Annotated in this window: 23 protein-coding genes; 11 read left to right on the forward strand and 12 right to left on the reverse strand. The window is 27.8% G+C overall.

Translation table 11 applies throughout. The annotated features are described in order from the left end of the window. The first annotated feature begins 4 nt into the window (after positions 1-4). The 6 genes from Q0J69_RS11210 (at position 5) to Q0J69_RS11235 (ending at position 4,945) form a co-directional block, all read left to right on the forward strand. Positions 5-1,192 carry a chemotaxis protein CheB gene (locus Q0J69_RS11210; RefSeq protein WP_297207527.1) on the forward strand — a complete coding sequence of 396 codons (1,188 nt, stop codon included), beginning with the start codon at positions 5-7 and terminating at the stop codon, positions 1,190-1,192. Next, positions 1,193-1,678, forward strand: coding sequence for a hypothetical protein (locus tag Q0J69_RS11215; protein WP_297207529.1), 486 nt, complete (start codon positions 1,193-1,195; stop codon positions 1,676-1,678). Positions 1,679-1,698: 20 nt separating this feature from the next. Continuing rightward, positions 1,699-2,112, forward strand: a complete 414-nt coding sequence (locus Q0J69_RS11220) for a hypothetical protein (RefSeq protein WP_297207531.1) — start codon at positions 1,699-1,701, stop codon at positions 2,110-2,112. A gap of 83 nt (positions 2,113-2,195) precedes the next feature. Further along, positions 2,196-3,050 carry a 4-(cytidine 5'-diphospho)-2-C-methyl-D-erythritol kinase gene (gene ispE, locus Q0J69_RS11225; RefSeq protein WP_297207533.1) on the forward strand — a complete coding sequence of 285 codons (855 nt, stop codon included), beginning with the start codon at positions 2,196-2,198 and terminating at the stop codon, positions 3,048-3,050. Positions 3,051-3,112: 62 nt separating this feature from the next. Then, the gene (locus Q0J69_RS11230; protein ID WP_297207535.1) at positions 3,113-4,099 is read left to right on the forward strand and encodes a hypothetical protein; all 987 of its coding nucleotides are present in this window, start codon (positions 3,113-3,115) and stop codon (positions 4,097-4,099) included. Positions 4,100-4,111: 12 nt separating this feature from the next. Further along, a complete protein-coding gene (locus tag Q0J69_RS11235) occupies positions 4,112-4,945 on the forward strand; it encodes a hypothetical protein (protein WP_297207537.1) in 834 nt (277 codons plus the stop codon). Positions 4,946-4,951: 6 nt separating this feature from the next. On the opposite strand, the gene Q0J69_RS11240 is transcribed toward Q0J69_RS11235, so the two are convergent. Then, positions 4,952-6,037: a sugar phosphate nucleotidyltransferase gene (locus Q0J69_RS11240; RefSeq protein WP_297207539.1), complete on the reverse strand. Its 1,086-nt coding sequence runs from the start codon at positions 6,035-6,037 to the stop codon at positions 4,952-4,954. Positions 6,038-6,397: 360 nt separating this feature from the next. On the opposite strand from Q0J69_RS11240, the gene Q0J69_RS11245 reads away from it, so the two are divergent. Next, complete coding sequence (locus Q0J69_RS11245; protein WP_297207542.1) at positions 6,398-7,006, forward strand: response regulator; 609 nt, start codon at positions 6,398-6,400, stop codon at positions 7,004-7,006. Between the two features lie 2 nt (positions 7,007-7,008). On the opposite strand, the gene priA is transcribed toward Q0J69_RS11245, so the two are convergent. The 7 genes from priA to Q0J69_RS11280 all read right to left on the reverse strand — a co-directional run bounded on the left by priA (position 7,009) and on the right by Q0J69_RS11280 (position 12,089). Then, on the reverse strand, positions 7,009-8,994 hold the full coding sequence (gene priA, locus Q0J69_RS11250; protein ID WP_297207545.1) for a primosomal protein N': 1,986 nt from the start codon (positions 8,992-8,994) through the stop codon (positions 7,009-7,011). Further along, positions 8,994-9,359: a TraR/DksA family transcriptional regulator gene (locus Q0J69_RS11255; RefSeq protein WP_297207547.1), complete on the reverse strand. Its 366-nt coding sequence runs from the start codon at positions 9,357-9,359 to the stop codon at positions 8,994-8,996. The genes priA and Q0J69_RS11255 overlap by 1 nt, the downstream gene beginning before the upstream one ends. A 44-nt stretch (positions 9,360-9,403) precedes the next feature. Beyond that, positions 9,404-9,802, reverse strand: a complete 399-nt coding sequence (gene rpsI / locus Q0J69_RS11260; RefSeq protein ID WP_028330702.1) for a 30S ribosomal protein S9 — start codon at positions 9,800-9,802, stop codon at positions 9,404-9,406. Positions 9,803-9,815: 13 nt separating this feature from the next. Continuing rightward, positions 9,816-10,271: a 50S ribosomal protein L13 gene (gene rplM / locus Q0J69_RS11265; protein ID WP_366030656.1), complete on the reverse strand. Its 456-nt coding sequence runs from the start codon at positions 10,269-10,271 to the stop codon at positions 9,816-9,818. Between the two features lie 166 nt (positions 10,272-10,437). Next, positions 10,438-10,695 (reverse strand): hypothetical protein, encoded by a 258-nt coding sequence (locus Q0J69_RS11270; protein WP_297207553.1) that lies wholly within the window; start codon positions 10,693-10,695, stop codon positions 10,438-10,440. An 86-nt stretch (positions 10,696-10,781) separates the two neighbouring features. Then, the gene (gene panC, locus Q0J69_RS11275) at positions 10,782-11,624 is read right to left on the reverse strand and encodes a pantoate--beta-alanine ligase (RefSeq protein WP_297207556.1); all 843 of its coding nucleotides are present in this window, start codon (positions 11,622-11,624) and stop codon (positions 10,782-10,784) included. A 3-nt stretch (positions 11,625-11,627) separates the two neighbouring features. Further along, positions 11,628-12,089 (reverse strand): hypothetical protein, encoded by a 462-nt coding sequence (locus Q0J69_RS11280; RefSeq protein WP_297207559.1) that lies wholly within the window; start codon positions 12,087-12,089, stop codon positions 11,628-11,630. Between the two features lie 143 nt (positions 12,090-12,232). Here Q0J69_RS11280 and Q0J69_RS11285 point away from each other — a divergent pair, with 143 nt between their 5' ends. Continuing rightward, positions 12,233-13,012, forward strand: coding sequence for a hypothetical protein (locus Q0J69_RS11285; protein ID WP_297207561.1), 780 nt, complete (start codon positions 12,233-12,235; stop codon positions 13,010-13,012). Here Q0J69_RS11285 and Q0J69_RS11290 read toward each other — a convergent pair. The 4 genes from Q0J69_RS11290 to Q0J69_RS11305 form a co-directional block, all read right to left on the reverse strand. Continuing rightward, positions 12,992-13,981 (reverse strand): DNA cytosine methyltransferase, encoded by a 990-nt coding sequence (locus Q0J69_RS11290; protein ID WP_297207564.1) that lies wholly within the window; start codon positions 13,979-13,981, stop codon positions 12,992-12,994. The two genes, Q0J69_RS11285 and Q0J69_RS11290, sit on opposite strands and share 21 nt — an antisense overlap. A 123-nt stretch (positions 13,982-14,104) precedes the next feature. After that, positions 14,105-17,305 carry an efflux RND transporter permease subunit gene (locus tag Q0J69_RS11295; protein WP_297207566.1) on the reverse strand — a complete coding sequence of 1,067 codons (3,201 nt, stop codon included), beginning with the start codon at positions 17,303-17,305 and terminating at the stop codon, positions 14,105-14,107. A 149-nt stretch (positions 17,306-17,454) separates the two neighbouring features. Beyond that, complete coding sequence (locus Q0J69_RS11300; protein ID WP_297207570.1) at positions 17,455-18,924, reverse strand: TolC family protein; 1,470 nt, start codon at positions 18,922-18,924, stop codon at positions 17,455-17,457. Positions 18,925-18,936: 12 nt separating this feature from the next. After that, the gene (locus tag Q0J69_RS11305; protein ID WP_297207575.1) at positions 18,937-19,674 is read right to left on the reverse strand and encodes a helix-turn-helix domain-containing protein; all 738 of its coding nucleotides are present in this window, start codon (positions 19,672-19,674) and stop codon (positions 18,937-18,939) included. 282 nt (positions 19,675-19,956) lie between these two features. Here Q0J69_RS11305 and Q0J69_RS11310 point away from each other — a divergent pair, with 282 nt between their 5' ends. The 3 genes from Q0J69_RS11310 (at position 19,957) to atpE (ending at position 21,552) form a co-directional block, all read left to right on the forward strand. Then, positions 19,957-20,292: an STAS domain-containing protein gene (locus Q0J69_RS11310; protein ID WP_297207577.1), complete on the forward strand. Its 336-nt coding sequence runs from the start codon at positions 19,957-19,959 to the stop codon at positions 20,290-20,292. Positions 20,293-20,380: 88 nt separating this feature from the next. Beyond that, positions 20,381-21,292, forward strand: a complete 912-nt coding sequence (atpB, locus tag Q0J69_RS11315; protein ID WP_366030657.1) for a F0F1 ATP synthase subunit A — start codon at positions 20,381-20,383, stop codon at positions 21,290-21,292. Between the two features lie 38 nt (positions 21,293-21,330). After that, complete coding sequence (gene atpE, locus Q0J69_RS11320; protein ID WP_297207583.1) at positions 21,331-21,552, forward strand: ATP synthase F0 subunit C; 222 nt, start codon at positions 21,331-21,333, stop codon at positions 21,550-21,552. Positions 21,553-21,563 lie beyond the last annotated feature (11 nt).

A 21,563-nucleotide genomic window follows, 5' to 3' on the forward strand; every position in this document is an offset into this window, starting at 1 on the left:
ATTTATGTTAGGCTCTATTAAGGTACTTATAGCTGAAGATTCTAAAACATCCGCAGATATGCTTAATAATATTCTATCAAGTCATTATAAAATAGATGTTGTCGGTATAGTGAATAATGGTATAGATGCCTATAGAACTATAATTTCAGCTAAGCCTGATTTTATAGTTATGGAAATAGATTTGCCTTTAATGGGCGGAATAGAATTATTAAAATTAATTAAGAAAGAAAATATAGAAATAAATATTTTAGTAATGACTTCTTTTTCCAAAAATAAAGATTTATCATCTAGGGCTTTAGATTTAGGGGCATTAGATGTAATTTATAAGCCGAAAGTTATATCAGCCGATTTTTTTGTTGAAGCTGTTCTAAATAGAATAGTTGAAATATCGCTAAGTAAAATTAAAAATTTAGAGATGGATTTTGAATTAAATTATAATAATTTAGAATCAAATAATAATATAGAAACACCAAATAATTCAAAAGAAATAATATATGCTTCTAAAGATTCATATCTTGCTAAATTTGATGATAATGTAAGGATATTTCCTTCAGATCAAAAAGAGATAGCTAAGGCAATAAGCAAAGTAGCAAAATTAGGTTTTGAACATCCTAGATTAGTTGCGATAGGAATATCTACAGGAGGTCCTAGAGCTCTTAGGATTATGCTTCCTAGTATTCCTAAAAATTTTCCGCTTCCTATACTTATATCACAGCATATACCTAAAGATTTTTCTTCATCTCTTATATCCAGTTTGCAGGATATATCAGAAATAAAAATAAAGGAGGCTGTTTCTGATGAAGAGATAATGCCTTCTGTAGTTTATATTTCACCAGGTGATAAAAATATGGGGGTATATTCTGATTCATCTGGCAGGGTAAAAATAAAACTGTATACTGATTATGAAAATAAATTTATTTATACTCCGTCTGTAGATTATTTGTTTGAAACAATTAATGATGTATTAGTTAATAAGGCTATAGCTATAGTTATGACTGGTATGGGAAATGACGGAACGGAAGGTATGAAATTATTATACAATAATAAAAATTTAACTATTGCCCAAAATAAAGAAACATGCACTGTTTACGGTATGCCTAGAAGCGTTATAGAAAATCATGCAGTTCATTTGGTTTTATCGCTTTATGATATGGCAGAATTTTTAGTACAATATGTGAGGTCTGTGGAATAAATGAAAAAAATATTTATTTTAATTATTATTTTATTTGCTATTTCTTGTAAAAAAGAATATAGTGCTGATGGGGAATATAGTGCTTATGAATATGAGGCTTATATTTCTAAGTTAATTGCTAATAGAGATACTTTGGAGTTTACTTCTAATTTTGTTCTTAGCTTGGATGAAAATATTGTTAATACATTAAATGAAATGAATTTAATATATGAGCTTACTCCTGCAAATATTATAGAGTCCATAAGAAATAGGGGAGCTTTATATCAAAGAATTTTTTCTGATAATGATGATTCCCTTTGTAATTATCTTCCTAAAGACGGCGGATATTATGATGTTAATGTAACTTACAGAAAATATAAGGATATTATAATATCTCAGATTGAATATCCTTCTTTTAATAAAATATCCGAAAATTCTATGGAGTTAGTTGCTGTTTATTTAAATGATAAGTGGAATCTTATTACTATTAATTTTTTAAATATTTAATTAAAAAATAAGGAATCTTAATGAAAAGACTATTTATTATATTTATTATTGCATCGCTTTTTTTTGTATCATGTTTAGAGGATGCTGATACTTTAAGAAAAAAATCATTATTCGGATTTTATGATGATATGAAGCTTCAATTAATTGATGACAATATTAATTGGATAGAAAAAAATTCTAATATTGATAATATAGAAAATATAAAAGATATATTAATAACTAATAAAGATTCTATAAAAAATTTAATATCCTCTTCAAATGCTGAATATTCGGTTACTATAAATTATACAATAGGAAATAATACAAGCCCTTATACTGGGTACTATATAATTAGAAATACAGAGTTTTCTCCTACTTATTATTATATAAGATTGGTTAATGAATCATCAAGCAAATGGAGAATAGAGTCTATAGATAAACTTCCTTTGAATTGATATTACTAAAATTTATATATTGCATTAATTTTTTTAAAGTGTAATATTTAAAAAAAATAAAATATTTACTTTAAGGAAAAATTATGCCCATAATAAAATCTCCATGCAAAATTAATCTTTCTCTTGATATCACTTCAAAAAGAGAAGACGGATACCATTTGATAGAATCTCTTTTTCACACTGTTAATTTGTATGATATAATAGATATAGAAAAGTCAAATGAATACAGCATAAGCACAAGCGGAGAGTTTGCATTAAAAGATAATGAAGAAGAAAATATTATAACAAAGATATTTAATCATTTTAAAAATAATATGGGGCTTAATGATAATTATTCTATTCATATAGAAAAAAATATTCCAACAGGAGCAGGACTTGGTGGAGGCTCTTCTGATGCTGCAAGTATTATTAAATTTTTTTTAAGCGAATTAAATATTGAAGCAAATGATAGTTTAATAGAAGCTTTTTCTAAATTTGGTGCTGATATTCCTTTTTTTATAAGAGGAGGATGTGCTTGGGTTTCAGGTATAGGCGAGAAAATCAAGAATTATGATTTTACTTTGCCTTATAATATTATACTGCTTTATCCTAATATTCATGTTTCTACGAAATTGGCGTATTCAAAATTTAATAAAGATGATTTTAATAAGTCTGATATTTTTGCTTTAAAAAATATGCTTGATAATAGAGATTATAATTTTGAGAATATAGTTTCTCATACATATAATATATTTGAAAAAAATGTTTTTAATATAGAAAAAAAAATAGAAGAGATAAAAAAAGAAATGGAGAATATAATAAAAAGAAAAGTATCTATGAGCGGATCTGGTTCTTCTCTTTTTGCTTTATATAAAAATGATGATGAAAAAATAGAAGATGATTTTAATAAATTAGAGGCTATTTTTAAGAAAAATATTTATAAATTAAATTTAATTTAGTGTTTCTATTTAATCTTTTTTATGATATAATCTAAAAAATATTTAAAGAAATAAAAAATTTTATGATAAAAAGAATAATAATAGCTTTAATATTTATATACGCATCCGTTTCCTATGGACTTACTTCTGCAAAGCATTCTTTATCTGTTTTAAATACCTCTAGTACAAGATCAAGAGGAATGATGGGAGCATCTTTTTTAATAGGTAATGACTCATCATCTATATTTTTGAACTCTTCTTCCTTGATGGGTGTTTTAAGGGACAGCATAAATTTAAATTATACCTTAACACCTGATTTGCAAAATGAATATATATTCAATGCTTCTTATGCTCATATAGGCTCTTCTTATGCTGTAGGGATTGGTTTTGCTGGGGAAGTAAATAAAATATATTCTTATGATAATTTAGGTGCTAGAAAAAATGACATATATAACGGTTTGTATTTGATAAATGTCGGTGCTGCTTATGCTATTACTGATAATTCATTTATTGGAGGGAATATTAAGGCTGTTGTTAATAATAGTGAAAAAGATAATAATTTTGGAATGTTTTTAGATTTATCATATATGCAGTCTCTTTTTACTCCTAATTTTAAACTTGGAGTAGGTATTAGAAATTTTGGATTTTATGATAATGTATTTGGCAAAATAGATACAGATGTTGTAGCTTCTTTGGCATATACTAAAAGTGATTCTAGTTTTAATGTATCAGTTCAGTATGCTATATCTGTGCCTTCGGTGAGCCATGAAATATCTGTTGGTCTTGAAGCTATGATAGTAGATTTTAATAAATTAGGATTATTTGACAGTAAATCTGCATGGTATGATGATTTGCCTGAAAGTATACTTGATGCTCCTAGTGCTATTCAAAAGAGATTATCAACTAAACTTCCTAGCGGTATTTTGGCGAGGGTTGGAGTAGGAAATAAAGGGGCTTCTTTGGGTTTATCTATTTATGTGAATTTATTCAGACTTGATTATGCTATTGTTTTTGATAATTTTAGCAAGGATAATATTTCGCATGATATAGGTTTGAGTTTTATGTTTTAAAGATTAATTATTATGGCTATTTGTAAACAAAAAATATCTAATACAGAAAATTGCGACAGGGAAGAGTATAAAGATGGTTTATGTATTATACATCATAATAGCAATGATAAGCCAGACGGACTTTTTAGGCGTATCATAAGAGATGATTTTTACAGAGGATTTTATAATTTTTCCTATATGATTAGCTATGATGGTTTTGATTTTGATGGTTTGAAAGTTGAGAGGGATATAAATTTAATATTTAGAAACTCTTTGTTTTTTGGTCCTTTTCAAATAAAAAACTTCGATTTAAAAGCATCATTAGATTTTACAGATTCCAATTTTGATTCAGGCATATTTATAACTATGTCTAATGTCCATAAAGAAATTATTTTAAAAAATTCAAAGATAAATATAGATTTTAATTTTTCATTATCCGATTTTTTTTCTATAGATATAGATAATATAACAGCAGACTGCAATTATAGTATGTCTAATTCTAATGTGCATGATAAGCTCAAATTTAATCATATTCATTTTAAGAATAATTTTAGTATGCTTAATTCCAGTTTTTACTCAGATGCAAGTTTTGAAAATATTATTATAGAAGGGGATGCGGATTTTAGAAATATAATGTTTTATAAATCATTAAAATTTGAGAATGTTCAGATAAAGGGTAAAACTATACCTTTTGAAATAGCAGATAATAAAAATATAGAATTAAAAAATGTTGTTATCAATGGCGTATTAATAGAAGATAATCAGAAAGAAAAAAAGGAAGAAGAAAAGAAAAAATCCAATTTAGAAAAAATAAAAGAGGCTAAAGATAAAATGTATAAAGAAACCATTTTAAAAAATAAGAAATAATGTATTTTATAATAAATCTCTTTTATCTTTCAATTCATCTTTTTCTCTTATATCCTTTAATATATCTTTAATTTTGGAATCTTTATTATTAGGATAAATTAAAAGTACTCCATTTGAATGAACTATAGTAAGATCATCAACTCCATCTATAGCAATAAATGTATTCTTCTCATCATTAATTATGATATTATTATTTGCCTCTTTAGCGTATACATTTCCTACAATTACATTATTATTATCATCTTTATCATGTATTCTTCCAAGTGCAGAAAAAGCTCCCAAATCATCCCAAAAGAAATTAGATTTTATGCATATAATATTATACAGTTTTTCCATTACGGATGAGTCGAAAGATATTTTTTCTATTTCTTTAAACAATTTTGTAATCTCATCTTCATTCTTATTGTTTTTTAATGCTTCAAAAGTTTTAAGTACTTTTTTGTATGTATCTGGCATAAATATTTTGATGCTGTTTATTATATTATCAACGTCCCAAATAAACATACCGCTGTTCCATAGATAATTTCCGTCTTCTAAAAATTGGCATGCCTTTTCTAAATTTGGTTTTTCTAGGAATTTTTCAACATTGTATTTATCATCTTTTATATTATTTTTTAATTTTATATATCCGTATCCAGTTTCTGCTCTATTAGGAGTAATTCCTACTATTACGATGTTTTTTGTATTTTTTGTTATTTCTATAGCATCCTCTATATTTTTGATAAACATTTCCTCATCTTTTATGATAGGATCTGCAGGAAGTATTACAATTATAGAATCTCCTCCTATTTTTTCTTTTATAGTTAAAACTCCCAAGGCAATTGCTGCTGTAGTATCTCTGCCTATAGGCTCATATATTATATTTTCTTTTTTGAAGTTTGGTATATATTTGGAAAAAGATTCCTTGTATCTTTTTCCAGTAATTATAAATATATGTTCTTCACCTGTAATTTTTAAAGCTCTGTCTATCGTTTGTTCTATTAATGACTTATTTTCTATAATGTTTAAAAACTGTTTAGGCTTATTTTCTCTGCTTAAAGGCCATAATCTTTCACCTATACCTCCAGCCATTATTAGTACAGCTATATTCATTTTATTATTTCCTTTAATACTATTATATAATTATAATATATATTATATTTCAAAAATTGATAAAAAACAATAAATATATTATTTTATAGATGATATTTTTTATTTTTATAATACTTATTTCTTATAAAAAAACAATACTATTTCACTAAAATTATTATTTACATTTCATACATTAATAAAAAAAAATCTTTTTTTTTGTAAAAAATGTAGTTCTTATATAAACTTAAGTAATTTTTGTTGTATTAAGATAAAGTATTATTCAATATTTTTATTTGACAAAATTATAATTATGTATTAATCTTTATATACAATGGGGACAAGTTAATTTTTTTTACCAAAATTTTTATTTTGAGGAGTATTATGAATAATAGTGAGCAACTAATATACGATGACGACGATTTATTGTCGCCAATAGATGCCGCGAAAATAATAGGCGTCTCAAGAACAACAGTAAATTATTGGGTCAGGCATTATGGGTTAAAGGCGGATGTTACTCCGGGCAAGAGATATAAGATACGTTATGCCGATTTAAAAGCCTTTCTAGCCTTTAATAAGAAGGAAAAGAGGATAAAGTTAAAGAGGAAACGTTCTAAGTACAGGCTTGCTATTATTGAACCCATGGAAATAACCAGAAAAAATTACGTTGATTGGCTTAGTAATGATTATGATATCGTATGCATATCTAATTTATTAAGCCCGCTTAAAGAGCTAAAAAAAAATTCTCCAGACATAATACTAATGGATATTAATTTATCAGAAGACAAAGATTATTTTTATCTATTAGATGAAATCAAAAAAGAAATTTCTCTAAGAACCGCACTTATCATTATTATAACCAAAAAATACAATGAAGACGATGTTGTTAATGGGCTTGAAAAAGGAGCATGTGATTATGTTAAAAAGCCTGTTGGACAAAATGAGCTAAAAGCTAGAATAAAAAATGCTATTAGATTTTATGTTGATATATAAACTTACAGCATGCTTACAGGGTCTATATCTATTTCTATGTAATTACCTTTTTGAGCTATGAAGTTATCACTTAACTTGCTAAAAAATCCTTTTAATAGAGTATGAGAAGGAGTTTTTATGAGTATGTTCCATCTATAGTATTTATTTAATTTACTTATAGTACATGGTACAGCACCTAATATTAGAATTTTATCAGAGTGTTCATAAACGGACACTCTTAATATATCAGCTATAATATTGGCGTCATTTTCAACATACTTTTCATTTGTTCCCCTTATTACTAATCTCACAAGTCTTGAAAAAGGTGGATAATTAAGAGGAGATTTTCTCTTTTCTATCTCATTATTATAGAAAGAAATATAATCATGGTTTTTAGCACATTCTATACTATAATGATTTGGGGAATATGTTTGTATATATACTATTCCCTTTTTTTCTCCTCTTCCGCTTCTTCCTGCAACTTGGGTAATAAGATTAAAAGTTCTTTCAGCACTTCTAAAATCTGGTATATGAAGCGACATATCGGCAAATAATACTCCGACTAATGTAACATTGGGAAAATCAAGTCCTTTTGCTATCATTTGAGTTCCTATAAGTATATCTATTTCACCATCAGAAAATCTTTTAAATATCTTTTCGTAGTTTTTTGTTCCTCCTACTGTATCTTGATCCATTCTTTCTATTACAGCATTTGGAAAGAGTATATTTAAATTTTCTTCTACTTTTTCAGTTCCGCTTCCTATACGCTCAAAATGTCCTATTTTGCATTCATCGCATAATTCTTCTAAAAATTGAGTATATCCGCAGTAATGACACATAACAACATTTTTCTTTTTATGATATGTTAAAGAAACAGAACAATTAGGGCATTCTAATACCTTTCCGCAATGAGAACAGCTTACTATAGGAGCATATCCTTTACGATTTAGAAAAAGTATAATCTGTTCTTTTTTTTCAAGCTTTTTATTTATTTCTTCTACTAATTTTTGAGTCATCATAGGAAAAACATCTGATTTTTTCTCATGCTTTAAATCTAATATTTTAACTTCAGGCATATTTACAGATGCTGCCCTTTTATTTAAAGTTAAAAGTTCTATTTTACCAGTATTTGCATGATAGAAACTCTCTATTGAAGGGGTAGCACTTCCTAAAAGTAAAGTAGCATTTTCATGTTTTTTTCTGTAGAAAGCAACCTGCCTAGCATGGTATCTTGGAGTTTCTCCAGCTTTATAGCTAGTTTCATGTTCTTCATCTATAACTATTATTCCTAAATTAGGAGTAGGTGAGAATATAGCACTTCTTGCTCCTATTACTATTTTTATCTCGTCCTTTTTTATCATCTGCCAATATCTGTATTTAGCATTAGGTGAAAGTTTGCTGTGAAGTACAGCTATCTTTCCTTCAAATCTTTCGGCAAATCTTTTTATAGTTTGCGGAGTGAGAGATATTTCTGGAAGTATTACTATTGCTTGTTTTCCAATATCCACAACTTTTTTAATAGCCTGCAGATAAACTTCTGTCTTACCGCTTCCTGTTACCCCATGCAAAAGAAATGCCTTTTTATTATCTGATTCTATATTTTCTATTATTTTTTTTAATACATTTTCCTGTTCATCATTGAGTTTTAAATATGGTTTTTGTTTTGCTGGAATTGGCGGAGCTTTCTTTTCTTTTTTAGCAGGAGTTCCTACTGGAAGGGCTGCAAATAATGCTTCTCCGAAAGATGAATGATAATAGCTGCTCATCCATTTAGCTAATTGAAATTCTTTATTAGAACATATAGGTTCAAGGTCTATTCTAGCTTTAATAGGATGTATTTGATAATTACCATCTGCAAAATCAGTTTCTTCTATAACTATACCCTTGTTATTTTTTCCGCGTATCGGGGCAATAACTCTACATCCTACCAAGCTGTCATTAATCTCGTCTGGTTTTTTATATGTAAGTATTCTATCTATAGGTAGGTTAAAAACAACTTTAACATACATTACATTTTTTCACGACGTTTTTTATCTTCATATTTAGCCATGCAACTTACACATCTTAAAGTCTGAGGTATGGCGGTTAATCTCTCTTCACTAATCTCTTCTTTACAATCTATACATTTACCATATGTGCCGTCTTCTATTCTTTTAAGAGCATTATTAAGCATTTCTAATTTATCCTTTTCTTTTTGAGAAAAATTAACTAAATTCTGCTTTTCATAAGCCTGAAATGCCATATCTGCCATATCTCCATGAGAATCCTCTTTTAGAGATTCATAAGTTTCATTACCGCTTAATAATTCATCTAAAGTCTTTTTCTTTTCTTCTAATAATAAATCTTTAAATTTTTTTAATTTCTTAGCAGTCATATAATAAACCTTTTAATAAATTCATAAATATCCAAGATAAAAACTTAACGTTTGGAGAATTGGAAGCGTTTTCTAGCACCAGATCTTCCGTATTTCTTACGTTCAACAACACGTGAATCTCTAGTAAGAAAACCATTTCTCTTTAATGTAGTTCTAAAATCCTGACTTTCTCCTACTAATGCTTTAGCTATGCCATGTCTAACAGCATCTGCCTGAGCAGAAACTCCGCCTCCATGTACATTAGCAAATACATCATATTTACCGAAATTTCCTGTTACTTTTAAAGCATCTTCTACTACTTTAAGAAGTGCTGCTCTATTGCAGAAATATTCAGCATAATTTTTTCCATTTATTATAATCTTGCCGCTGCCTAAAGTGATGCGTACTCTAGCATTAGCTGTTTTTCTTTTACCAGTAAAAATAGTTAATTGTTTAGCTGCCATTTTTATCTCCTAATTATATATTTACTACAGTAGGTTTATTAGCTTCATGCGGATGCTCGCTTCCAGCATACACTTTTAATTTTTTAAGATGAAGTCTGCCTAATGGATTATGAGAAAGCATACCTTTTACAGCTATTTTTACCATTCTTTCAGGGTTTCTCTCTAATAATTCTCCATAACTAACAGCTTTTATACCGCCTGGATAACCTGTATGTCTATAGTGAATCTTTCCTTTCTTTTTATTTCCTGTTAATACTATGTCTTTAGCATTTATAACTATAACATAATCTCCATTATCCAAATTATATGCATAGTCAACTTTATGTTTGCCTTTAAGCATATAAGCTGCTCTGCTTGCTACTCTTCCTAATGACTTACCTTTGGCATCTATTATAAGCCAATTTTGTTTAATATCTTTTTGTGATAGAACGTAAGTACTATTTTTTGTTTTTAATGTCTTTTTATCCATCATACACACCTTGATTTAACTTTTAAAAAATTTGGTAGTTTTATAAAATCCTAAAATGTAACGGTGCGTTATTATAACATAAAAACATTGTAAAGTCAAATTTTATAGTTTTAATTATCATAATAAATATATTTTTTATCCCTGCAATTTTTACAATTTTATATATTCATTTTTTTATATTTTTTATTATCTCAATTATATCATTGAAACCAATTATATTTATTATTTTAATAATTCTATTTAAATCATTTTTATCTATTTGTTTCAATAAATCAAAGTATTTCTTTTCTTTTATAAGATTATTTACATAAGCTATTTTAGAAATGTCTTTAATTTTCAATATTTTTATAATTTCTATTAATCTGTCTTTTCCAATTATATTTATGATATTTAGTATTGTTTTTATATTATTTTTTTCTGACATAGTTATATATAATATTATTAATTTTAGCATATTATAACATAATATATATTTTTTTTCAATACTATTTAAAATATTTTTACAATCTACTACTTTAAAGGCATATTATCCAAAAGTCTTGTAGAGCCGCAGTAGCATGATATTAATATAATAGAGTTTTTTGTAGCTGTTTCAACACTGATTAAACTATCCTTATCTACTATATCAATATATTCTAATTTAAGCATTTTATGAGGACGAAGATTATTCTTTATTATATCCATTAAATATGATGATTTTCTGCTGGCTTTTTTGAATTCTTCTCTCGCTTCTTTCAATAGTTCGTATATTATAACAGCTTCTTCCTTTTCTCTTTCGCTTAATAAAGCATTTGTACTGCTTAAAGCAAGCATATTATCATCTCTTACTATTGGGATGGTTTTTAATGCTATATTATAATTTAAGTCCTTTATCATTTTACCTATTATAAATACTTTCTGATAATCATGTTCTGTAAAATATACATGTGTTGGAGAGATTATATTAAAAAGTTTAGCGGTTATTGTAACAACTCCCTTGTAATATAGCGGTCTTGTAATGCCATAAGACTTGCTGTAAATATTATCCATATTTATATAAGTACCATAATCATCAGGTATCATATCTTCAACAGAAGGCATAAATAATATATCTGCTCCTAATTCAATTAGCATTTTCTTGTCTTCATCTATATTCTGAGGATATTTTTCTATATCTTCTACTTTAGTAAATTGAAGAGGATTAAGAAATATACTTACTATAACTACACTGCATTCTTTTTTTGCTTTTTTTATTAATTTGGCATGTCCTTCATGCAAAGCCCCCATTGTAGGTATTAAAGCAATGGAAGTATTTTTATTATTATTAACAAATTTAGCTATACTTTTAGCAGTTTTTAATATATTAAGAGCCATATATTAATCCATTTTCTTATCCATTTTGTCCTGATTTGTAGCAGGCTCGTAGAAATATAAAGCTAATATTGTTTGTATTGGAAACATTATAACAGCTTCTGCAAACATGCTTATTCTTCTCACAAAAAATATTATGTCTTTCTTTAATATGAATACATTTAATATATAAAGAATTTTTGTAGCTGCAAATACTAAAAATATCAATATAATTATAAAGTATGGAACAGTATTTGGTGCAGGAAGCAAAGCTATATATTTAGGTGTTTCATTATTGTTTGCATTTACTATAAATAGATAAATTCCAAATAAATATATAAATGCAAAAATAGCATCTAATACTACAGTAACTATAGAGGCATTTTTATATGAAATTTCAGGATATAGCAAAGTACCGCATGAACGGCATTGTTTAGCATATTTATCATTTACAGTTTTGCAGGATTTACATTTAATAGTTTTAGCCATAGTTTTTTAAAAGCTCCTTAAATTTTATCAACTTCAATATTACAAATAATCATATTTATAAATACTAAAATTGTCAACTGATATTATCAATAAAATAATTTAGTATTTATATTTTATTTCGTTAATATAATTAGGGGATATTTATGTATAAAAAATGGGAAATATTTGAAATAGAATGTTATAATTATCTAAATAGAAATTATAAAAATATAGAATTTAAGTATCATGGTAGGTCAAATTCTACTGTTTCAGATATAGAAGTAATCGATAGAAAATTTTTTATTGAAGTAAAATTAAAAGAATCTCAATGCGGACAGTTTGTAGTTTTTGAAAATGAAAATGGTTTTGAGTACTCATCCAAAAATAAAACTTTTACAAATCAGTATTCAGATTATATAATAGAGTATATGAATAGAAATTTTGATGCATTTCATAATGTTGGAACTATAGGTGTTAATATTGCTATAGATAAAAAAATATTTGCATCTTGGATAATAGATTATTATAAAACTAAAAATACAAAATATTTTATTACTAAAGGAGATAATTATATTATTATTCCATTAGAAAAAATAGATGAATATTTTGATATAAAAGCATCCTATAGGGTAAAGAAAAGCGGTTCTTCAGATCCTTCAAATACAAATATAGGAGAAATAATATATTTTTTAGAAAATTACAATATTGAATTTCAATTGGAGATTAATGATAAAAAACTTTATATTATTACTGTAAATGATATTGAAAGTAAAATAAAGATTAATAATTATACATATCAGTTTAACAAAATATCTGAATATAAATATAATGTTAGAAGATTATCTAATACAAGTAATGCTAATGTTATATTTTCTATCAAACTTATAAAAAATCATCAGGAAGAAAAAGATTTGAGTTTATTTTTAGAAGATATTGGCATATGATATTTTTTCTGCTATTTCTATGGCGATATACTGAAGTACATCTATAACAACAGAATTACCAAATTGTTTATATGCTTGATTTTTATTATCTATTATTTTAAATGAATCAGGATATCCCATTATTCTTGCACATTCTCTTGGCATAAGTTTTCTGTATTTACCATTAATTAGATATCCTCCTGTCTTTGAAAATACGCCTCCTCCATCAGCAGATAATGTAATAGCTACTCCCTTCGTGCTGTATATTCTTTCTCCTTGTCCGCCTTTATTTACTATTCCTAAGCGAATAGATTTATTACTGTATTTATTATCTTTTAAATAATTCATAATAATATCATTTCTATTAATATAGATATCATTGGGTACCTGATTTTCTTCTAATAAAAAATCTTCTAAATGATTTATTAACTCTATAGGTTTAGGAAAATTAAATTTTTTTATGTTTAAATCTTTTCTAAAACATACTATATACACTCTTTCCCGTTTTTGAGGTATGCCATAATCTGAAGCATTAAGAATTTTATAGTAAAAATCATAATCAAGTTCATTCATAATTTTTTTTATTGTATTTAATGTTTTTCCATTATCATGATTTACTATATTTTTTACATTTTCCATAAATACTACTTTTGTCTTTTGATATTTTAAAATTCTAGCTATATCAAAAAATAAATTTCCTCTATTATCATTAAATCCTTTTTGTTTTCCGCTAATCGAAAATGCCTGACAAGGAAAACCAGCACATAATATATCATGATTTGGTATTGATTTTTCATCGACTTTAGTAATGTCATCATCAGGTAATTCTCCAAAATTATTATAGTATGCTTCTTTTGCAAATTTATCTATTTCATTAGAATAAACGCACTTTGCTCCTAATGATTCTAAAGCTATTCTAAATCCTCCTATTCCAGCAAATAAGTCTATGAATGTTTTATTTTCTAAAAGTTTATTTTCTATATTTATCATATCTGATCATTATAATTTATTTGTATAAAAGTTCAATTATTTAATAATTAAATAAAAAGAAGTTAATAGAAAATTCTATTAACTTCTTTTTTATCAAATATATGTTTAAATACGGACTATAATTTATTCTCTAGTAACAGTTATAGTAGTACCGCCGTCTTCAAAGTCTGAAGGACTGTCTTTAGGAAGTTTAATTAATCTCAAGTCAAACATAGTTAGGAACATACATGGAAGTAATACCAATGTTAATAATGTGGCAAAAAGCAAACCATAAGCCAAAGCCATACATATAGGAATAATTATATCCGCTCTTCCTCCTATACCATAAGCAGTAGGCAAAAGTCCCACAACAGTAGTAACCGTAGTTAAAAATACAGGACGTAAACGCTGCTTACATCCGTCCACTATAGCTTGGGTTACACCTTTTTTAGGATCACCTTTAACTCCCCTTTCTATTATGTTGTTGATTACATCTACCAATATAATACCATTATTTACTACTACACCAGCCAAACCGATTATTCCTACAACACCCATAAATGATAAAGGCATTCTATGTAAAGCAAATCCTAAAAATACTCCTATCATACCAAAAGGAATAATAGTAAGTATCATTATAGGCTGTATAAATCTATTTAACTGTAATAAAAGCACTACATATACGAATATTAATGCCATAGCAAAACTGAATATCAATTGTCCCAAAGCCTCCATAGTTTCCTCAGCCTCACCGCCGAAGTATAATCTCAAGCCTTTATATTTAGTACCGAAGTCTTTGAAATGTTCAGATACTGTAAGCATTACATTTCTGGAAGTATTTTGTCCTGGTACTAAATCGGCAGTTACGCTTATGCTTCTTTGTCCGTTATAATGCCTTAAAGCGGAAAGCCCGTTTGTTAATTCCAAGTCGGCTATATTATGCAAATATATAAGCCTTCTGGAAGAGTTTGGAATAAGAAGATTAGTTAAATATTGAGAATCATAAGTATATTTTTCATCAAATTGTACTCTAAAGTCCAGTCTGTTTTCAAGCTCCTGTATGTAAGTAGCCTCCGTTCCATAGTATGCAGTTCTAGCCTCATAACCTACAGTTTCAACGTCTATACCAAGTTCCGCTATCTTATCATAATCAAGCATTATTCTAAGCTCATCCTTACCAGGTTTATCATCGTCATCTATATTGATAACTCCGGGTACAGTTGCTAAAAACGTTTTTATTTCTTCAACCGCCTGCCTTGCTAAATCAGTATCGTTGCCTATAACCTTAATGTCAACTGGATCACCTGGGTCAACAGTACCTTTAGTGTTCATAGTAAATACAGGAACAGTATCTCTTATATCAGTTTTATCCATCTCCTGATTTATCAAATTTACAAGTTCGTCAGCTGTTCTATCTCTTTCAGCTGCAGGCACTAAATAAACCATTATACCAGCCAAATTACCTTTCTCTTCAGATACCATTTCCTGATCTACCTGAGAACCTACAAGAGTATACAATGCTATCAGCTCTTCTGGTTTAACAACGCTTGCAACAACGTCTTCTATTCTAGCTATCTGCTCGGTAGTATATTCTTTTGTACTTCCTATTTCAGTTTCTATATTGATAACTATAGTGTCTGCACTGGTATCGTATATAAGAACGAAGTTTTTAAAACTGTTCTGAGCCAAGAAGAAAGAACCTATGAGCATAAGTATAAAAAACAATATTACAATATATCTTACTTTCAAACATTTTTCCAAGAAAAATCCATAAGGCACTTTCATCTTGTCGAATAATTTATCCTTATCGAAGTCAAGAGGATTTTTCCACTTGCTTTTCTTCTTAGGCTTATAATTTTTATATTTATCCTCTTTATCCTGCAATTGATTTGGAAGAATAAGTATAGCCTGAAACAAACTCACAATTAACGTAAATATTACTATTTTAGGAAATAAGTTAATGATTTTTCCCATCATTCCGCTTATAGTAAGAAGAGGAAAGAAAGCAGCAACTGTGGTTAAAGTAGAAGCCACCATCGGCATTACTACATCGCTTACGGCAAGTCTCGTAGCTTCAAGCCCTTTATATCCAGCCTGCTTAAAGTTAAATATATTTTCAGATACAACTATAGAGTTATCTACTATCATGCCAAGTACGGTGATTACTGCTGCAAGAGACATAGTGTTGAAAGTGATGTTTGTTGCTTTCATAAATATGAAACATGCAAACATGGTAAATATCATACCTAAACTTGTAAACATAGCAGATTTGAAATCCAAAAATATTATCAAACAGATAAATATTATTAAAAATCCTTGTATGAGGTTGGAAGACACTATTGCTATAAGAGAGTTAATGGTTCTTGAATTGTCTCCCATAACAGATACCTGAACATTTTCTGGTATAATAGCTGCGTTTTCTTCCAAGTATTTATTAACTTCGGCTATAGTTTTTATAATATCTGCATTCTCATTTTTTACTATATCCAAAGAGTATCCCGGAGCCTTATTTACTCTCATATGTGTGGTTTTTTCCTCAAATCCTTCATTTACTCTGCCTATATCTTTAACAAGCACTCTCTGTCCATTGAAAGTAGATCTTATTACTGTACTTTCAGCTTCCATAGGATTTTGGAATTCTCCATAAGTTACAACTGACTTTTCCCTATTTTCTTCTTCCATATCTCCTCCAGTAGCTCTTACATTTCTAACTGCAAGAGCATTAACTACATCGGATAAAGCTATGTAATTGCTCTGCATCTTTAGAGGATCCACATATATTTGTATTTCAGGATCTGTTCTTCCCTCTACTCTCACTTCTGCAACACCAGGAAGTCTTATGATATCGTCTTCAAGTCTTTGGCTTATGTCAAATAATTCTCTTTCATTTCCTTCCATACCCTCTTTAAAATGCACTCCTAAAGTATATATGGACATTTTATTAGGGTTTAAATCGTAAGTTGTAACCTCTTCAACATCTGTAGACAAATCGGGAACGTTTTGCATCTCTCTAAATATTTCGTCTTTTACAGGCTGCCTATTAGGTAAAGATTGATCTAACTCTACCAATATAATACCTAAGTTTTCAATAATCGTAGTTTCATACTTATCTATACCTGATATTCCCTGCAGCTGTTCTTCTATAGGTATAACTGCATTCTGTTCCACGTCCAAAATCGAAGCTCCCGGATATGTTACTGCTATAAGCATCATATCCAAATCTGTGGAAGGAAAAGCTTCTCTATTTAGGTTAAAGTAATAATATCCGCCTACAAATAATACCGCAAGTACGATTACATTTACAAGCATAGTTTTTTTGGCAAAAAATACTATAATTTTTTCCATATATTGCTAAATCTCCTATTTTTCTATTTTTATACTAAATTAAAAATTTAAAAGATTTTGTTATTTGTAGGTTAATTAATTAAAATTGATTAACCTACAAACATATATATATTCCTCTAAATCCTTATGAAAATTGATAAAAATATTTTTTATTCATAATCAATTGCAAGCAAGGCTCTATAATCAAAAATTGTTGTTATAAGCTGATACTGATAATTCAAAAGCTCCGTTTGAGTTGCTCCCAAATTAAGCCTTGAAGTAAGCAAGTCATCTACCTCCAAACGTCCTTGATTTAGTTTCTGAAGCTGAGTAGCTATTCTTGAATTAATAGCTCTTATCTGAGCCTGTTTGCTTGCTATTAAATTTTTATATGCATTAAATGCAGAAATATATGACTGCAATTGTGTATTGAAATCTTTTTCAAGCTGATCATACTGTGCTATTATTCCGTATAATGAGTTTTCAGCCATTTGATACTGTGCTTTATTTGCCCTGTTTCCTATAGGATAAGAGAATTGAATTCCAGCAAAAAAATCAACATTAGTCATGCTTCCGAAAGACTGAAAATATCCCTGAGTATTAGGACTTATTCCGTTTAAACTTACGCTTCCAACCAAATCCAAATTGGGAAGAGTTCCGTTTTTCATAGCTTCAAGAGTGTATTCAGCTCTGATTTTAGATTGGTACGCAATTTGACCATTTATGCTGTCTGAAAAAGGTATAGATTCCATTTCCATTCCATTGCCTAAATCTAAATATGCATCCCATGTTGTATGATCTGGTTTTATATTAGTAACAGGCATAAAAAAGCTTATTGTAGTTAAAAGTGTTTCTAAATAAACTTGGTTTTGTGCATAATAATCACTATAAAGCATAGTTTGAGTTCTTGCATTTTGATATTCATCATTATCTATAAGCCCATTATTGTATCTATCTCTCATTTGATTTTCAAAACGTCTTGCGGTTATATACATGCTTCTGTAGTATGCAAGCAGTTTTTCATACATTATCCATTGATAATACATTTTCTGATATGAAACAATTACACTTGCATCATCCAATCTTCTTTGAAGTTTTGCTATTGCAAGTGCATACTCAGCATCTTTTATAGGATATTTATCTAATGTACCGAAGAAATTTCTTAAAAGCGGCTGAGTAACTTCTATAGTTAAAGAAGGCTGATAATTATTAAAGTCTACAGCCTGAGAGCTTCCAGGGTAGTATAATTTGCCTCCCATAAATGATGTATGAGTTAAATTTACAGACCATGTAGTTCCGCTGTAAGGTATTAATGAACCAATACCTATGCCTGCCTGTATTCCTGTAGCTTCAACAGAAGGGCTTGCTGTTGTAGAAGTAGATGTGCTTCCGCTTGATAAACTTCCGTATTTGCCTGCAGCTCCAATCTGAGCAGATAAGTTTACATCTCCTGAACTTTTAGCACTTAATAAATTCATCTCAGCATTAGTTTCTGTTACAGCATTTATTTTAAGTTCTGGTATTTGATCTCTTATAGCCTCCATATAGGCAGCATAAGTTAATGTATTAGTCTGAGAATATAAAATATTAACAGTAAAAAACATTAATAAAAATGTCATAGACCTTATATTAATTTTCATTAGCACTCCTTATCACGATAAACTATTTATAAGTGAATCTTCTGATTTTTTAATGTTTTCAAAACTATATTTGCTTCCAAGTAAAAATAATACAGTTTTGCACAAATTATCAATTAAATTATTTAAATTAATTTCTAAATTCCTATTTTTTTCTACATTATCCCTATAATAATATAATTTTCTATCAAAATCATAATATTTAGTTAATATTAGCTCTGTTCCTATACCAGCTATAGTTACTATTATCTGCATATATATATCATTATCATTAACTATTGGTATAAAATATTTTTCTTCTATTTTCTGATCTATGAATAGGAATAATTCAGTAAGCCAAAAATATAAATTAACATCTTTATTTATACTTTTTTTTAATTTTTCAAATCTTTTTTTATCATTAAAAAAAATCGGCTGAAGTTCAAACATTATTTTGCCGAATTCACTCGCTGTAATGAAAAAAAATTTTTTGAAATATTCAAATAATTCAAATATGACTTTTTCAGGTTCATCACCATGCTTTTCTATAATGTTTTTAGGATTTATATTTGTTTTCTTACTATTTAGCAGTGAAATAACAATATCATCTATATTTGAATAATATTTATAAACACCTCCTTGACTTAACTGTGATTCTTTAACAATATCCTTCATTGTAACACTATAGGCAGGCTTCCTTAAAAAAACTCTCATAGCTGCATCTAGTATTATTTTTCTTTTGTTTTCAAAATATTCTTCATTTACTTTAGGCATTGTATTATTTTGATATTCACCTCTCAATTATAGATTAATATGAAAAAATAAAAATGACATACATGTCATTTTTATTTGTGAATTAAATATTATTACAATTATCTTTTATTGTCAATATGATTTAATATGATAAATGCATAAATTTTACTTACAGCAGTAAAAAATACTAAACTTATAATACATTTCGTACTATTAAAAAATATTGTAATTAGCTATTGTAAAAAATATTTTTTATGTTATTTTAAATGCAGCAGAATAAAATTCTAGTTTTACGGAGTTTTTATGGAAATATCTGTCAAGGAACTTGAGAATAATGTTGTTATACTCAAGTTAGATGGAGATATAGATGTATATACATCATCAGATTTGAAAGATGCCATTTCCATGCAGATGGATTTTGGAGCTAAGAAGATAATTGTAGATATGGAGTATGTTTATTATATAGACAGCAGCGGAATAGGTGTTTTTATTTCCGCATTAGGGGCTTTTAAGAAAGTTAATGGTAAGATATGTATTGTAAAGATAACAGATCCTGTTAAAAAGGTATTTGAACTTACAAAAATAACAAGTTTTTTCCCAATATTTACAAGCGAAACTGAAGCTTTAGAAAATTTTTGATTAAAAATAAAAGTAGTTGATTTTTTATTTAATAGTTATAAAATTATTAAAATATAATAAAAGTTTTTGTGATAAGTTGGCAATTTTGATTATGAAAGAGTTATTTTTAATTAGAAAGTGTTTTGTATTAGTATTGATTGTTTTTGTTCTATTTAGTAATAATGTAATTTATGGAGCTGAAAGTATTAATGATTTCATTATGGAAGAGATTACTGATAATACAGCCCATCCATTCTATACTATACCCATAAAATTAGGCAGTTATATTGATTTTGATTTCAAAATTACAAAACATGTTATACTTATAGCGTTAGCAGGCATATTATCTGTTGCCAGTATGAAGTATTTGGCACATAAGTTAAAACGTCCTTTTAATAGACCTACTTATTTGCAAAGTATTTTAGAAACACTGATAGATTATATGAATAAAGATGTTGTAGGGGCAGCTTTAGGAGAAGAAGGAAAGAAATATGTTCCTTTTTGTCTGACTATGTTTTTATTTGTATTATTTTCTAATATACTAGGTCTTATCCCAGCTTTAATAAGTTTGCCTACACAAGATGGGCATCATGCCTATTTAGCAGGCGGTATTGGAGCTAATATTGGATTTACTGGTGCTATAGCTATAATAGTATTTGTGGTTTATATGTTTGCTGGAATCAAAAAGAAGGGTGTAATAAAATTTTGGATAAATTTAGTTCCTAAAGGTCTTCCAATACCATTGATACCTATAATATGGGTTTTAGAGTTTATTACATTTTTTAACAGAGCATTTGCATTGGCTATACGTTTATTTGCAAATATTACAGGCGGTCATATAATGATGATGGTTATACCGTATTTAATAATATTATCAGGAACATTATTTGTTTCGCCTTTTGCTATATTATTTTTAAGTTTTATATATGTACTTGAAATGTTTGTAGCGGTTTTACAGGCTTATATATTCTCATTATTATCAGCGGTTTATATTGGTATTGCTATTAGTGATGAGCATTAATTATAAATTAAAAAATTAAATAAGAAAGGAGAATAAAAATGGAATTTTCTATATTAGGTGCAGCAATAGGAGCAGGACTTGCTGCCATAGGAGTAGGAATAGGAATAGGTTTTATTGGTTCTAGAGCAGTAGAAGGTGTTGCAAGACAACCTGAAGTTTCTGGAAAAATACAGACTGTTATGCTTATAGCGGCAGCATTGATAGAAGGTGTTGGTTTATTTGCTTTAGTTATTTGTATACTTGCATTATTTACAAAATAATGTAATTTGGG

Origin of the sequence: uncultured Brachyspira sp. (assembly GCF_944388875.1) — a bacterium.
Taxonomy (GTDB): Bacteria; Spirochaetota; Brachyspiria; order Brachyspirales; family Brachyspiraceae; genus Brachyspira.

Excerpts from the sequence above, each read along its gene's own strand:
- Q0J69_RS11210 (WP_297207527.1), top strand. The coding sequence starts at position 5 with ATGTTAGGCTCTATTAAGGTACTTATAGCTGAAGATTCTAAAACATCC.
- Q0J69_RS11215 (WP_297207529.1), top strand. The coding sequence starts at position 1,193 with ATGAAAAAAATATTTATTTTAATTATTATTTTATTTGCTATTTCTTGT.
- Q0J69_RS11220 (WP_297207531.1), top strand. The coding sequence starts at position 1,699 with ATGAAAAGACTATTTATTATATTTATTATTGCATCGCTTTTTTTTGTA.
- ispE (WP_297207533.1), top strand. The coding sequence starts at position 2,196 with ATGCCCATAATAAAATCTCCATGCAAAATTAATCTTTCTCTTGATATC.
- Q0J69_RS11230 (WP_297207535.1), top strand. The coding sequence starts at position 3,113 with ATGATAAAAAGAATAATAATAGCTTTAATATTTATATACGCATCCGTT.
- Q0J69_RS11235 (WP_297207537.1), top strand. The coding sequence starts at position 4,112 with ATGGCTATTTGTAAACAAAAAATATCTAATACAGAAAATTGCGACAGG.
- Q0J69_RS11240 (WP_297207539.1), bottom strand. The coding sequence starts at position 6,037 with ATGAATATAGCTGTACTAATAATGGCTGGAGGTATAGGTGAAAGATTA.
- Q0J69_RS11245 (WP_297207542.1), top strand. The coding sequence starts at position 6,398 with ATGAATAATAGTGAGCAACTAATATACGATGACGACGATTTATTGTCG.
- priA (WP_297207545.1), bottom strand. The coding sequence starts at position 8,994 with ATGTATGTTAAAGTTGTTTTTAACCTACCTATAGATAGAATACTTACA.
- Q0J69_RS11255 (WP_297207547.1), bottom strand. The coding sequence starts at position 9,359 with ATGACTGCTAAGAAATTAAAAAAATTTAAAGATTTATTATTAGAAGAA.
- rpsI (WP_028330702.1), bottom strand. The coding sequence starts at position 9,802 with ATGGCAGCTAAACAATTAACTATTTTTACTGGTAAAAGAAAAACAGCT.
- rplM (WP_366030656.1), bottom strand. The coding sequence starts at position 10,271 with ATGGATAAAAAGACATTAAAAACAAAAAATAGTACTTACGTTCTATCA.
- Q0J69_RS11270 (WP_297207553.1), bottom strand. The coding sequence starts at position 10,695 with ATGTCAGAAAAAAATAATATAAAAACAATACTAAATATCATAAATATA.
- panC (WP_297207556.1), bottom strand. The coding sequence starts at position 11,624 with ATGGCTCTTAATATATTAAAAACTGCTAAAAGTATAGCTAAATTTGTT.
- Q0J69_RS11280 (WP_297207559.1), bottom strand. The coding sequence starts at position 12,089 with ATGGCTAAAACTATTAAATGTAAATCCTGCAAAACTGTAAATGATAAA.
- Q0J69_RS11285 (WP_297207561.1), top strand. The coding sequence starts at position 12,233 with ATGTATAAAAAATGGGAAATATTTGAAATAGAATGTTATAATTATCTA.
- Q0J69_RS11290 (WP_297207564.1), bottom strand. The coding sequence starts at position 13,981 with ATGATAAATATAGAAAATAAACTTTTAGAAAATAAAACATTCATAGAC.
- Q0J69_RS11295 (WP_297207566.1), bottom strand. The coding sequence starts at position 17,305 with ATGGAAAAAATTATAGTATTTTTTGCCAAAAAAACTATGCTTGTAAAT.
- Q0J69_RS11300 (WP_297207570.1), bottom strand. The coding sequence starts at position 18,924 with ATGAAAATTAATATAAGGTCTATGACATTTTTATTAATGTTTTTTACT.
- Q0J69_RS11305 (WP_297207575.1), bottom strand. The coding sequence starts at position 19,674 with ATGCCTAAAGTAAATGAAGAATATTTTGAAAACAAAAGAAAAATAATA.
- Q0J69_RS11310 (WP_297207577.1), top strand. The coding sequence starts at position 19,957 with ATGGAAATATCTGTCAAGGAACTTGAGAATAATGTTGTTATACTCAAG.
- atpE (WP_297207583.1), top strand. The coding sequence starts at position 21,331 with ATGGAATTTTCTATATTAGGTGCAGCAATAGGAGCAGGACTTGCTGCC.